The sequence below is a fragment of the Pseudomonas sp. P105 genome (genome assembly GCF_032614175.1).
GTDB lineage: Bacteria > Pseudomonadota > Gammaproteobacteria > Pseudomonadales > Pseudomonadaceae > Aquipseudomonas > Aquipseudomonas rhizophila.
Map to the genome: position 1 here is coordinate 1,475,178 of NZ_CP126693.1, position 13,439 is coordinate 1,488,616.

Annotated in this window: 9 protein-coding genes; 5 read left to right on the forward strand and 4 right to left on the reverse strand. The window is 61.1% G+C overall.

What is annotated here, in order from left to right; all coding sequences use genetic code 11:
• Position 1 precedes the first annotated feature (1 nt).
• The 4 genes from pcaG (at position 2) to pcaC (ending at position 3,360) form a co-directional block, all read left to right on the forward strand.
• Positions 2-568 (forward strand): protocatechuate 3,4-dioxygenase subunit alpha, encoded by a 567-nt coding sequence (gene pcaG / locus QOM08_RS06645; RefSeq protein WP_047228311.1) that lies wholly within the window; start codon positions 2-4, stop codon positions 566-568.
• 210 nt (positions 569-778) lie between these two features.
• Entirely contained in the window at positions 779-2,143 is a 1,365-nt protein-coding gene (locus QOM08_RS06650; RefSeq protein WP_076386018.1) for a 3-carboxy-cis,cis-muconate cycloisomerase, read from the forward strand.
• 12 nt (positions 2,144-2,155) lie between these two features.
• Complete coding sequence (gene pcaD, locus QOM08_RS06655; protein WP_316912724.1) at positions 2,156-2,956, forward strand: 3-oxoadipate enol-lactonase; 801 nt, start codon at positions 2,156-2,158, stop codon at positions 2,954-2,956.
• 11 nt (positions 2,957-2,967) lie between these two features.
• Positions 2,968-3,360 (forward strand): 4-carboxymuconolactone decarboxylase, encoded by a 393-nt coding sequence (gene pcaC, locus QOM08_RS06660; protein ID WP_139050959.1) that lies wholly within the window; start codon positions 2,968-2,970, stop codon positions 3,358-3,360.
• A gap of 476 nt (positions 3,361-3,836) precedes the next feature.
• Here pcaC and QOM08_RS06665 read toward each other — a convergent pair whose 3' ends face one another.
• The 4 genes from QOM08_RS06665 to QOM08_RS06680 all read right to left on the reverse strand — a co-directional run bounded on the left by QOM08_RS06665 (position 3,837) and on the right by QOM08_RS06680 (position 12,350).
• The gene (locus QOM08_RS06665; RefSeq protein WP_316912725.1) at positions 3,837-5,090 is read right to left on the reverse strand and encodes an OprD family porin; all 1,254 of its coding nucleotides are present in this window, start codon (positions 5,088-5,090) and stop codon (positions 3,837-3,839) included.
• A 1,480-nt stretch (positions 5,091-6,570) separates the two neighbouring features.
• Positions 6,571-8,028, reverse strand: a complete 1,458-nt coding sequence (gene adeC / locus QOM08_RS06670) for an AdeC/AdeK/OprM family multidrug efflux complex outer membrane factor (RefSeq protein ID WP_047228033.1) — start codon at positions 8,026-8,028, stop codon at positions 6,571-6,573.
• Positions 8,025-11,189, reverse strand: coding sequence for an efflux RND transporter permease subunit EmhB (gene emhB / locus QOM08_RS06675; protein WP_139050950.1), 3,165 nt, complete (start codon positions 11,187-11,189; stop codon positions 8,025-8,027). Before emhB ends, adeC begins: the two co-directional genes overlap by 4 nt.
• 3 nt (positions 11,190-11,192) lie before the next feature.
• Entirely contained in the window at positions 11,193-12,350 is a 1,158-nt protein-coding gene (locus QOM08_RS06680; protein WP_188252078.1) for an efflux RND transporter periplasmic adaptor subunit, read from the reverse strand.
• A gap of 265 nt (positions 12,351-12,615) precedes the next feature.
• Between QOM08_RS06680 and QOM08_RS06685 the strand changes: the two genes are divergently transcribed.
• Positions 12,616-13,248: a TetR family transcriptional regulator gene (locus QOM08_RS06685; protein ID WP_139050948.1), complete on the forward strand. Its 633-nt coding sequence runs from the start codon at positions 12,616-12,618 to the stop codon at positions 13,246-13,248.
• The last annotated feature ends 191 nt before the right edge of the window (positions 13,249-13,439 follow it).

The window sequence follows — 13,439 nt, forward strand, 5'->3', positions numbered from 1 at the left end:
GATGACGCTCACTGCCACCACCTCCCACACCGTTGGTCCTTACTACCACATCGGCCTGACCTGGCTGAACCGCGAAGACCTGACCGTCGCCCAAACCCTAGGCCAGCGCGTGGCGATCACCGGGCAGGTGATCGACGGCAACGGCGAGTTCGTCAATGACGCGATGCTGGAAGTCTGGCAGGCCAACGCCGCCGGCAAATACGCACACCCGGAAGACGACCAGGACAAGCCCCTGGACCCGAATTTCGAAGGCTTTGGCCGGGTGCCGGTGGATGCCGAAGGGCGTTTTCGTTTCACCACCATCAAGCCGGGCTCCGTGCCGGGCCTTGGCGGCACGACCCAGGCGCCGCATCTTGTCGTGCTGGTGTTCGCCCGCGGTCTGGTCAAGCATTTGCTGACGCGAATCTACTTCGATGGCGAGCAGGCCAACGAAACCGACCCGCTGCTGGCCTGCGTGCCCGAGGAACGTCGCGCCACTATCGTGAGCAAGCCCGATGCTTCGGGCGTGTATCAGTGGAACGTGGTTTTGCAGGGGACGGATGCCGAGACGGTGTTCTTCGACTACTGATTGAAACCCGTGTGGCGAATGCTCTTGGCCCAGCCCTGTAACAACGGTGGGGCGTGGGTTGTACAAAATACTGATGACCCTGTTCCACCCGAAGGCGTAGGGTTGGCCTGTGCGGGTGATGAATAGGATGTGCGACAACCCACGTATTTACGTTGCAGCTTTTGACCCAACCGCGTCAGGCCGGCAGACCTGCACACCCAAGGACTTTTTATGAGCGAACGACCGGGTAATCAGCTCTTTGATGCCTACTTCACCACCCGCCACATGCGCGAGGTGTTTTGTGATGCGGGCCGGGTGCAGGCCATGCTCGATGTCGAGGCGGCGCTGGCCCGGGCGGAAGCGAAGGTGGGCTTGATCCCTGTCAGTGCAGTGGCTCCGATCGAGAAGGCCTGTGACGCGCAGTTGTACGATTTTTCGGCGTTGAGCGAGGCGATTGCCACGGCGGGTAATTCGGCGATTCCACTGGTCAAGGCCCTCGGCAAGCGCATTGCCGCGCAAGACGCCGAGGCTGAGCGCTACGTGCACCTGGGGGCTACCAGTCAGGACGTGATGGACAGTGGGTTGGTGCTGCAACTGCGCCAGGCATTGGCTTTGATTGAAGGCGAACTGGCGCAACTGGCCACGATTCTCGCCCGCCAAGCCGAACGCTACGCCGCCACGCCATTGGCTGGGCGCACTTGGTTGCAACACGCAACACCGGTGACCCTGGGCATGAAAATCGCCGGTTGGCTGGGAGCCATCACCCGTAGCCGCCAGCGCCTGAATGAGCTCAAACCGCGCTTGCTGGTGTTGCAGTTCGGTGGTGCCTCCGGAACGCTTGCCGCACTGGGTGAGCAGGCCTTGCCCATCGCCGAAGCCCTGGCCGCCGAGCTGCAACTGAGCTTGCCGGAGCAGCCGTGGCACACCCAACGCGATCGCCTGGTTGAGTTCGGTTCGGTACTGGGGTTGATCGCCGGCAGCCTGGGCAAACTGGGCCGCGACATCAGCTTGTTGATGCAGACCGAGGCCGGTGAAGCGTTCGAACCCTCGGCGCCGGGCAAGGGCGGTTCATCCACCATGCCGCACAAACGTAACCCGGTGGGCGCGGCGGTGCTGATCGGTGCGGCGACCCGAGTCCCTGGCCTGTTGTCGACGCTGTTCAGCGCCATGCCCCAGGAGCACGAACGCAGCCTGGGCCTGTGGCACGCCGAATGGGAAACCTTGCCGGAGATCTGCTGCCTGGTGTCCGGCGCCCTGCAACAGGCGCGGCTGCTGGCCGAAGGTCTGGAAGTGGACGCGGCGCGCATGGCTCGCAATCTGGAACTGACCCAAGGGTTGGTGCTGGCCGAGGCGGTGAGCATCGTCCTGGCCCAGCGGGTCGGACGCGACACCGCGCATCATCTGTTGGAGCAATGTTGCAAACGCGCCGTGGCTGAACAACGTCATTTGCGGGACGTGTTGGGGGACGAGCCCCAAGTCACTGCGCAGTTGTCTGCCGCTGAGCTGGATCATTTGCTCGACCCCGCCCACTACCTCGGCCAGGCCCAGACCTGGGTCGCGCGCGCGGTGGCTGAACACCTTGCCTTGAACGCCTGAAAGGAGACTGTTGTGGGATTCGTCAAACTCGCCGAAGGCGAACTGAACTATTGTTTCGATGGACCGCAGGATGGCCCGGTGCTGGTGCTCTCCAACTCCCTGGGCACCGACCTGCACATGTGGGACGAGCAGATCGCCGCCTTCAGTGAACACTTTCGCGTGTTGCGTTTTGACACGCGCGGGCACGGTCAATCCTTGGTGACTGAAGGGCCGTACAGCATCGACCAACTGGGCCGCGACGTGCTGGCGATGCTCGATCAGCTGAACATCGACAAGGTGCATTTCTGTGGGTTGTCCATGGGCGGATTGATCGGCCAATGGCTGGGGATCAATGCCGGTGAGCGGCTGCACAAACTGGTGGTGTGCAACACCGCCGCCAAGATCGGCGACCCATCCGTATGGGACCCGCGGATCGAAACCGTACTGCGTGATGGCAAGGCGGCGATGGTCGCGCTGCGGGATGCCTCGATTGCTCGTTGGTTCACGCCGGACTTTGCCCAGGCTCATCCAGAGAAGGTCAGGAGAATCACCGACATGCTCGCCGCCACGTCGCCCCAGGGCTACGCGGCTAACTGCGCGGCGGTGCGCGATGCCGATTTCCGCGAGCAGTTGTCGTCGATTCGCGTGCCGCTGCTGGTGGTCGCCGGCACCGAAGATGCCGTGACCCCACCGTCGGGCGGGCACTTTATCCAGGAGCGGGTCAACGGCGCCGAATACGCCGAATTCCATGCCGCGCATCTGTCCAACGTCCAGGCCGGTGCCGCGTTCAGCGAGCGGGTGCTGGCTTTCCTGCTAGGTTCCAGTCGTTCTTGAGGGAGTATTTTGTGGACGAGAAACAACGTTACGACGAAGGCATGCAAGTACGCCGCGCGGTGCTGGGCGATGCCCACGTCGACCGCAGCCTGAATGCCTTGACTGAGTTCAACAGCGAATTCCAAGAGATGATCACCCGTCATGCCTGGGGCGACATCTGGACCCGCCCCGGCCTGCCGCGCCACACCCGCAGCCTGATCACCATCGCCATGCTGATCGGCATGAACCGCAGCGAAGAACTCAAACTGCACTTGCGCGCTGCTGCCAATAATGGTGTGAGCCGCAGCGAGATCAAGGAAGTGATCATGCAGAGTGCTATCTATTGCGGCATCCCTGCGGCCAACGCCACCTTCCACCTGGCCGAGTCGGTGTGGGATGAACTGGGTGTCGAGTCCCGGACTTAAGCATCACCCTAACCCTGTGGGAGCGAGCTTGCTCGCGATAGCGGTGGGTCAGTTTGCATCGATGTTGAATGTGATGACGCCATCGCGAGCAGGCTCGCTCCCACACTGGATCTTCAGTGAACACAAATTTTATGCTCGACACTGATCCCCCTGTGGGGGCTTGCTCGCGAAAGCGGTGGGTCAGCTTGCATCGATGTTGAATGTGATGACGCCATCGCGAGCAGGCTCGCTCCCACACTGGATCTTCAGTGAGCACAAATTTTATGCTCGACACTGATCCCTTTGTGGGAGCGAGCCTGCTCGCGAAAACGGTGGGTCAGCTTGCATCGATGTTGAATGTGATGACGCCATCGCGAGCAGGCTCGCTCCCACACTGGATCTTCAGTGAGCACAAATTTTATGCTCAACGCTGATCCCCCTGTGGGAGCGAGCTTGCTCGCGATGATGCCGGTACAGCCTCCACCCATGTTTGGCTTTTACAACAAGCTGATCGGATAGCTGACGATCAGCCGGTTCTCATCGAACTCATTGGTGCTGTAATCCCGACGCATCGTCGAATTACGCCATTTCACATTGAGGCTCTTCAACGCACCGCTTTGTACGGTGTAGGCCAATTCGCTTTCGCGACCCCATTCCTTACCGTCGGTGATGGTGCCGGTGTGTACGTTGTCACCGCTGATGTAGCGGTTCATCAGGGTCAGGCCCGGTACGCCGACGGCGGCAAAGTTGAAGTCGTGGCGCACTTGCCAGGATTTTTCCTGGGCGTTGTCGTAGCTGGAGTTGTAGCTGTCGTTGGCCAGGGTGCCGCCGCTGGTGCCGTTGACGCGCATCCAGCCATCGTCGCCGCTGAGTTTTTGCAGGCCGACGTAGAAGGTGTTGCCACCGTATTTGGCCGAGAGCATGGCGAAGGCGGTTTTGTTGTCCAGGTCGCCCGCCAGGGCACTGCCTTCTTCCTTGCCGATGAAGTAGCCCAGGTTGGCGCCCAGGGTCCAGTCACCGATGGGCTGGCTGTGGGTCAGGTTGAAATATTTTTGCTGGTAGATGTCCGACAGTTCCGCGTACCAGACGCCGACCTGGGTGCGCTTGTCGTTGAAGGCGTATTCGCCGCCGCCGAAATTGAAGCGGTCGGACGTGAACGCGCCGCGGCCGTTCATCGACATGTCTTCCATGCTCGCGTCGTTACGCGGGCTGTTGGCGCGGAACTGGCCGCCGTACAGGCTCAGGCCGTTGATCTCGGTGGAGGTGACCTGACCACCGCGGAAAGTCTGCGGCAGGGAGCGACCGTCGTCAGAGCGCAGGATTGGCAGCACCGGCATCCATTCGCCCACCTTCAATTCGGTTTTCGACACCTTGGCCTTGAGTGCGACACCCAGGCGACCAAAGTCATCGGCCGGACGGCCATCGTCATGCACCGGCAACAATCCGGTATTGGCGGTGCCGCGACCACCGTCGAGCTTGAGCGAGTACATGCCCAGCACGTCCATACCGAAACCCACGGTGCCCTGAGTGAAGCCGGACTTGGCGTCGAGAATGAAACTCTGGGTCCATTCCTCGGCTTTGCCTTGGGCGTTAGCCGGGTTGGTGAAGTTGCGGTTGATGTAGAAGTTGCGCAGGTTGAGATTGACCTTGGCGTCCTCGACAAAACCCGACTCTGCGGCCAGGACGGGCAGGGTGGCGCCAGACAGGGCGATAGCGATAAGACTGGGGAATAAATGCTGTGTAGGTTTCATGGGCATGTCTCTAGTTTTTGTGGGCAAAGCGGGTCGCTGCCGCAACCTTGGGTTGCAGTCGGCACTGTGGAGCTGGACGGTAAGGCGATCGAAGGATCAGCCGGATGAGGCGGGGTCTATGGGCATGGCATCGAACCTGTTGTTATTGGTTTTGTGCGAGCGATGGTGAAGGGCCGGCTGGGATCGGTTCAATTGCCGTTTGCGGGTTTTGGGCGATTATCGAACGGCAAAAACTGATTGGATCTTTGTGGGAGTGAGCCTGATCGCGATGGCGGCCTACAGTCGGCCAGGATGTTTTTGACTGAGTACATATCCATTTTCGCGGTAACGGCGACTTAGGGTTCCGCCCTTACGGCGGGTCACTTTCGAAAAGCGCGAAAGTAACCAAAGCGCTCTTGCCCCACCACTCGGCACCTCGCTTAGGCTCGGTGTGCCCTCACTCCGGCATTGCTCCGTGGGCCCGCCGCGAAGGGCCATCCATGGCCCAGCGCGGCTATCCCGGCATCCATGCCGGGATGCCCACTCCACAATGCCTGCGTTCGGCCAGCGTGGTTAACGGGGCGCCCGAGATCAACGTCCACCGCGAGGCGGCCTAGTAGCCGACCTGATTCTTCCGGTCGTACACCTGTCAGATCTGTGGGAGCAAGCTTGCTCGCGAGGCGGCCTGATAGCCGACCTGGCTCTCCCGGTCGTATCCCGGTCCAACTGTGGGAGCAAAGCTTGCTCGCGAGGCGGCCTGATAGCCGACCTGGCTCTCCCGGTCGTACGTCGGTCAGAACTGTGGGAGCAAAGCTTGCTCGCGAGGCGGCCTGATAGCCGACCTGGCTTTCCCGGTCGTACGCCGGTCAGAACTGTGGGAGCAAAGCTTGCTTGCGAGGCGGCCTGATAGCCGACCTGACTCTCCCGGTCGTATCCCGGTCCAACTGTGGGAGCGAGCTTGCTCGCGAAGGCGATGGCACAGTCGATGAATAATGTTGAATGTTCCAGCCTCTTCGCGAGCAAGCTCGCTCCCACAGGAGGAACGCGATCACCAAAAAATCAGGTCGGCTATAAGGCCGCCTCGCGGTGGGCGTTGATCTCGGCGCCCCGTTAACCACGCTGGCCGCACGCAGGCATTGCGCAGTGGGCACCTCGGCATGGATGCCGAGGTAGCCGCGCTGGGCCATGGATGGCCCTTCGCGGCGGGCCCACGGAGCAATGCCGGAGTGCGGGCATGCCGAGCCTAGGCGAGGCACCGAGTGGTGGGGCAGAAGCGCTTTGGTTACTTTCGCCTGGGCCGGCTTCCGGATTTTCGAAAGTGACCCGCCGTAAGGGCGGAACCCTAAGTGGCCGTTACCGCAGAAACGGATATGTACGCAATCAACAAAACCCTGGCCGACTGTCAGGCCGCCATCGCGGGCAAGCCTTGCTCCCACACAGCGTGCACAAACAAAAAGCCCACCATCCGGTGGGCTTCGTGTTTCAGCGTTCAGGCATCAAGTCAGAACAATTTCAGCGGCGGCGCTTTCTCCGCCACCGGTTCGTTCTTGCCGGGTTCGGCATTCCAACCACCGCCCAACGCCTTGTACAGATTGACCTCGCTGGTCAGTTGCGCCAGGCGGTCGGTGATCAGCGATTGTTGGGCGCTGAACAACTGACGTTGGGCGTCGAGGAAGGTCAGGTTGCTGTCGACACCGATGCGATAGCGACGCTCGGCCAGGCTGTAGTAGTCCTGGTTGGCGGCGACGAAGGCGGTCTGGGCCTGCAACTGTTCATTGTAGGTCCGGCGTGCGGCCAGGCCGTCGGAGACTTCCTGAAACGCGGTCTGAATCGACTTCTCGTAATTGGCGACGTTGATGTCTTTCTGGATTTTGGCGTAATCCAGGCTTGCCCGCAGGCTGCCGGCGTTGAAGATCGGCAGGTTGATTTGCGGGGCGAAGGTCCAGGTGCCCGAACCGCCCTTGAACAGGCCGGACAGGTCCGGGCTCAGGGTGCCAGCGTTGGCCGTCAGGCTGATGCTGGGGAAGAACGCGGCCCGTGCGGCGCCGATGTTGGCGTTGGCGGCCAGCAGGTTGCGTTCGGCCTGGAGGATGTCCGGGCGACGTTGCAACAGGTCTGACGGCAACCCCGCCGGCACTTCGCTGAGCAGGTCATCGCTCAGCGGTTGGGTGCTCAGGTTGGACGGCAGGCCGGTGCCCAGCAGCAGGGTCAGGCTGTTTTCATCCTGAGCCACCTGGCGGGTGTAGCGCGCCAGTTGTACGCGGGCGTTTTCCACTGCCGTGCGTGCCTGGCTCAGGTCCAGGGCCGAGGCCACGCCGACTTCGGCGCTGCGGGAGGTCAGCTTGAGGCTTTGCTCGTAGGTGCCCAGGGTTTCCTGGGTCAGCTTGAGCAGTTCCTTGTCGGCCTGCCAGGTCAGGTAGGCGTTGGCAACGCTGGCCACCAGGCTGATCTGGGTACTGCGACGGGCCTCTTCGGTGGCGAAGTAGCTTTGCAACGCTTGCTCGCTCAGGCTGCGCACCCGGCCGAACAGGTCCAGTTCATAAGCACTGATGCCCAGGGTCGCGGAGTAGGAGCTGCTGATGGCCGCCTCACCGGTTTGCGACGCCCGTGCCGGCACTCGCTGACGGCTACCGGAACCGGTGGCCGAGACCGCTGGGAACAGGTCCGCCCGCTGGATGCGGTATTGCGCGGCGTAAGCATCGATATTCAGCGCCGCGACGCGCAGGTCGCGGTTGTTTTCCAGGGCAACCTGGATCAGCTGTTGCAAGGCCGGGTCATGGAAAAACTGTTTCCAGCCCTGTTCGGCGGCGGCCTGGCTGGCCGCCTTGGCCGGCTCGTAGGCCGGACCTTGCGGGTACTGCGTGGCGACCGGTGCTTCGGGCCGCTGATAATCGGGGATCAGCGAGCAGCCGCTGAGCACGACGGCGGCGATGGTCAGAGAGAGGAGCGACTTGCTCATTGGCCAGCCTCTTTAGAAGTTTCAGGAGTGTCGTCCTGGTCGATATTTTTGCGACGGCCTATCGACGACACAGTCACGAAGAACAATGGCACCCAGAAAATCGCCAGGATGGTGGCGGTCAACATACCGCCGATCACACCGGTGCCGATGGCGTGCTGGCTGCCTGAACCTGCGCCGGTGGAAATCGCCAACGGCACCACGCCGAGAACGAACGCCAGGGAGGTCATGATGATCGGCCTTAGACGCATCCTACAGGCTTCAATGGCGGCTTCCACCAGCGTGCGGCCCTGCTCGTGGAGTTCCTTGGCGAATTCCACGATCAGAATAGCGTTTTTCGCCGCCAGACCGATGGTCGTCAACAAGCCCACCTGGAAGTACACGTCGTTGGACAGGCCGCGCAGGCTGGTCGCCATCAAGGCACCGATGATCCCCAGTGGTACCACGAGCATGACCGCGATCGGAATCGACCAGCTTTCATACAGCGCCGCCAGGCAGAGGAATACCATCAGCAGCGACAAGGCGTACAACGCAGGCGCCTGGGAGCCGGAAAGACGTTCCTCGTAGGACAGGCCCGTCCAGGAAATACCGACGCCGGCCGGCAGTTTCTGGGCGATGGCCTCGACTTCGGCCATGGCTTCACCGGTGGAGTAACCCGGGGCCGGCGACCCCAGAATTTCCATTGCTTCCACGCCGTTGTAACGGGCCAGTTTCGGCGAGCCGTAGACCCATTCGCCCTTGGCGAATGCGCTGAACGGCACCATAGTCCCGGCGCTGTTGCGCACATACCACTTCTGCAGGTCTTCGGGGCTCATGCGTGCATTCGGCTGACCCTGGACGTACACCCGCTTCACCCGACCACGGTCGATGAAGTCGTTCACGTAGCTACTGCCCAGGGCAATCGACAGGGTGTTGTTGATGTCCGAGAGGGTAATGCCCAGGGCGCTGGCCTTCTCGTCATCGATCTCCAACTGGTACTGCGGCTCGTCATTCAGGCCGTTCGGACGCACCTGGGAGAGAATCTTGCTTTGGGAAGCCATGCCCAGGAACTGGTTGCGGGCTTCCATCAGCTTCTCATGGCCGATGCCGGCGCGGTCCTGCAGGAACACGTCGAAACCGGTGGCGTTACCCAGTTCCATCACCGCCGGCGGAGCGAAGGCAAACACCATTGCGTCGCGGAAGGTGAAGAAGTGTTGCTGGGCGCGGCCAGCGATTTTGAACACGGTGTTCTCAGCGTCACGCTCTTCCCACGGCTTGAGCATGATGAACGCCAGGCCGGAGCTCTGGCCACGACCAGCGAAGTTGAAGCCGGTCACGGTGAACACCGAGGCCACGCCATCGCCTTCACCGCCATCCTTGCTTGGACGCAGCAGGAACTCGCGCATGTTGTCCACCACCACCTGGGTCCGTTCGGCGCTGGAACCCGCCGGGGTCTGCACTTGGGCAAACAGCACGCCCTGGTCTTCTTCCGGCAGGAACGCCGTCGGGATGCGGGTGAACAGCCAGACCATGCCAACCACGATGATCACATAGGCCAGCAGGTACGGCGCCTTGTGCTTGAGCATGTTGCCCACGCCGCGCTCGTAGCTTCGGACGCCGCGGTCGAAGGTGCGGTTGAACCAGCCGAAGAAGCCGCGTTTCGGCGTGCCGTGCTCACCCTTGGGAATGGGCTTGAGCATGGTGGCACACAGGGCCGGAGTGAAAATCAGGGCCACCAGTACCGACAGGGCCATGGCCGAGACGATGGTGATGGAGAACTGCTTGTAGATCACGCCGGTGGAGCCGCCAAAAAACGCCATCGGCAGCAGTACCGCCGAGAGCACCAGAGCGATACCCACCAGGGCGCCCTGGATCTGGCCCATGGATTTCTTGGTGGCTTCCTTGGGTGACAGGCCTTCTTCACTCATGACCCGTTCGACGTTCTCCACCACGACGATGGCATCGTCCACCAGCAAACCGATGGCCAGCACCATGCCGAACATGGTCAGGGTGTTGATGCTGAAGCCGAATGCCGCGAGGATCCCGAAAGTGCCAAGCAGTACCACCGGCACCGTCATTGTGGTGATGATGGTGGCGCGGAAGTTCTGCAGGAACAGGAACATCACCAGGAACACCAGGGCAACCGCTTCGATCAGGGTTTCAACCACACCCTTGATCGACTCGCTCACCACCGGTGTGGTGTCGTAGGGGAACACCACTTCCAGGCCTTGCGGGAAGAACGGCTTGAGATCTTCGACGGTCTGGCGCAGGGCCTTGGCCGTGTCGAGGGCGTTGGCACCGGTGGCCAGTCTCACTGCCAGACCGGAGGCCGGGGCACCGTTGAACTGGGCATTGATGCTGTAGCTCTCGCCGCCCAGGGCGACATCCGCCACGTCGCCGACGCGCACTTGCGAGCCATCCGGATTGACCTTGAGCAAGATGGCCTTGAACTGTTCGGCGGTCTGCAGGCGGGTCTTGCCAATAATGGTGGCGTTCAGTTGCTGACCGGGCAGGGCAGGCAGGCCGCCGAGTTGGCCGGACGCGATCTGGACGTTCTGCGCGGAAATGGCGTTGGTCACATCTACCGGGGTCAGGCTGTAGTTATTCAGCTTGGCTGGGTCGAGCCAGATTCGCATTGCGTACTGGGCACCGAAGACCTGGAAGTCACCGACACCGGCTGTGCGCGAGATCGGGTCCTGCATGTTGGACACGATGTAGTTGGACAGGTCTTCCCGGGTCATGCTGCCGTCGCGCGACACCACGCCGATCACCATCAGGAAGTTTCTCACTGACTTGGTCACGCGGATGCCCTGTTGCTGCACTTCTTGCGGCAGCAGCGGAGTGGCCAGGTTCAACTTGTTCTGGACCTGGACCTGGGCGGTATCGGAGTTGGTGCCTTGTTCGAAGGTCGCCGTGATGGTCATGCTGCCGTCGGAGTTACTTTCCGAGGAGACATAACGCAGGTTATCGATGCCGTTGAGCTGTTGCTCGATGACCTGCACCACGGTGTCCTGCACGGTCTGCGCGGATGCGCCCGGGTAGGTGACCTGGATCGCAATGGCCGGCGGCGCGATGCTGGGGTATTGGTTGATCGGCAATTTGAGGATCGACAGGGCCCCGACCAACATGATCACCAGGGCGATAACCCAGGCGAAAATCGGACGGTCGATAAAAAATTTCGACATGGTTTACTCCCCTTTGCCGCCGGCGGCTTTGTCAGCTGCCTGTGCGGGGGCCGGGTTCTTTGCGCCAACGTTGGTGGCCTCAGTGGCTTTGACTTCCACCCCTGGCCGTACGTACTGCAACCCTTCGGTGATCAGGCGATCGCCAGCCTTGAGCCCGTCTTCGATCAGCCACTGGCTACCGACGGTACGGCTGGCCTTGAGCTGGCGCAGCTCGACCTTGTTGTCCGGGCCCACCACCAGGGCGGTCGGCATGCCTTTGAGGTCGCGGGTCACGCCTTGCTGCGGCGCGAGAATCGCCGCGCTGTCCACACCGGCCTGCAGTTGTGCGTGGACGAACATGCCCGGCAGCAGGGTGTGGTCAGGGTTAGGGAACACCGCGCGCAGGGTTACCGAACCGGTGGTTTGGTCGACCGACACTTCGGAGAACTCCAGCTTGCCCTCATGGGCATATTGGCTGCCGTCTTCCAGGGTCAGTTTGACCATGGCGGCGTTGTCGCCAGCCTTCTGCAGGCGGCCGCTTTCCAGTTCACGGCGCAGTTGCAGCAGTTCCACGGAACTCTGCGTCACGTCGACGTAAATCGGGTCCAGTTGCTGAATGGTTGCCAGGGCATCGGCCTGACCGTTGCTGACCAGCGCACCCTCGGTCACCGAGGAGCGACCTATGCGACCGGAAATCGGCGCGTAAACCTTGGTGTAGCGCACGTTGATCCGGGCGGTTTGCAGATTGGCTTCCGACTCCAGGCGGTTGGCCACGGCGGTGTCGTATTCCTGGCGGCTGACGGCCTGTTCGTCCACCAATTGTTTATAGCGATCGGAAATGGACTTGGTTGAGCGCAGGTTTGCTTCGGCGCTTTTGAGGGTCGCTTCGTACATGGCCGGGTCAATCTGATACAGCTGCTGGCCGGCCTTGACGTCGGCACCTTCCTTGAACAGACGCTTGAGGATGATGCCGTTGACTTGCGGACGAACTTCCGCGATGCGGAACGCGCTGGTGCGACCGGGAAGCTCCGAGGTCAGGGTGAACGGCTGGGTCTTGAGGGTTACGACGCCGACCTGAGGAGCCGGTGCGGCAGGTGCCGCCTCTTCCTTTTTACATCCGCTGAGCAGCGATGCCAGGGCGATGGCGGTAACCAGAGCGGTAACAGCTGGCTTGAATTGCATGGAAATCCTCGGGTCCAGGCGCGTAAGAGGCGCACAAGAAAGTGGAAGGTGAAAAAGAGCGAGATAAACAATTAGTAGGATGCTAAGAAATATACTTACGTACACGGTTGTTTGTAAACACCCAAATTGCGTACCATCGGTATTTACAAAAGCCTGACAAAAGGCCTGCGCAGGTCGCAGAAGCGTTGTGAAAAACGCCGCCTCACATTTTGTTCAGTTGATCCTTACGCATTGCTTACGCATCCTGATTGAGGTGTTTACTGCCATGGTCCGTCGTACCAAAGAGGAAGCTCTGGAGACTCGCAGCCAGATACTCGAAGCGGCCGAAAAAGCCTTTTTCGAGCGCGGTGTGGCCCGCACGACACTGGCTGACATCGCGACGCTGGCCGGTGTAACGCGCGGTGCCATCTACTGGCATTTCAGCAATAAGGCGGACCTGCTCCAGGCCATGCTCGATACGTTGCACGAGCCGCTCGACGATTTGGCCCGCGCCAGTGAAAGTGAAGAGGAGCTTGACCCCCTGGGTTGTGTTCGCAAGCTGCTGGTGCGGTTGTTCCAACAGGTGGCCCTGGACCCGAAAACCCGACGCATTAATGAGATTTTGTTTCATAAGTGCGAATTCACCGATGAAATGTGCGATTTGCGCCAGCAGCGGCGCCAGGTCAGTCTCGATTGCAACGTGCGTATCGCGTTGTCGTTGCGCAATGCGATGAAGCGTGGCCAGTTGCCGGGCGATCTGGATCCCGAAAGGGCAGCAGTCGCCATTCATGCCTACATCGACGGCATTTTGTACCAGTGGCTACTGGCTCCCGACAGCTTCGCACTGGCGGGTGAGGCCGAGCGCTGGGTGGAGATCGGGCTGGATATGCTGCACCTGAGCCCCAACCTGCGCAAATAAAACAAAATGCTCAATTTCATCGGTTTGTGTCAATAGCTGAACGGCGAGGACCCCGCCGGGCCTTGATCCCGGCAGAGTCATTTATAGACGAACTGCAGACACGTTGATCGCTCGCGATTCGCGATTGTGCAGGAGGATTATGGCGTGTTGATGTACCGGCGCCATTGAGGCGCCTGTACTTGTCGTGCCGG

What these genes read in the sequence shown, in the direction of transcription:
- adeC (WP_047228033.1), bottom strand. Translation starts at nt 8,028, where the DNA reads ATGAGCAAGTCGCTCCTCTCTCTGACCATCGCCGCCGTCGTGCTCAGC.
- QOM08_RS06665 (WP_316912725.1), bottom strand. Translation starts at nt 5,090, where the DNA reads ATGAAACCTACACAGCATTTATTCCCCAGTCTTATCGCTATCGCCCTG.
- QOM08_RS06650 (WP_076386018.1), top strand. Translation starts at nt 779, where the DNA reads ATGAGCGAACGACCGGGTAATCAGCTCTTTGATGCCTACTTCACCACC.
- emhB (WP_139050950.1), bottom strand. Translation starts at nt 11,189, where the DNA reads ATGTCGAAATTTTTTATCGACCGTCCGATTTTCGCCTGGGTTATCGCC.
- pcaG (WP_047228311.1), top strand. Translation starts at nt 2, where the DNA reads ATGACGCTCACTGCCACCACCTCCCACACCGTTGGTCCTTACTACCAC.
- QOM08_RS06685 (WP_139050948.1), top strand. Translation starts at nt 12,616, where the DNA reads ATGGTCCGTCGTACCAAAGAGGAAGCTCTGGAGACTCGCAGCCAGATA.
- QOM08_RS06680 (WP_188252078.1), bottom strand. Translation starts at nt 12,350, where the DNA reads ATGCAATTCAAGCCAGCTGTTACCGCTCTGGTTACCGCCATCGCCCTG.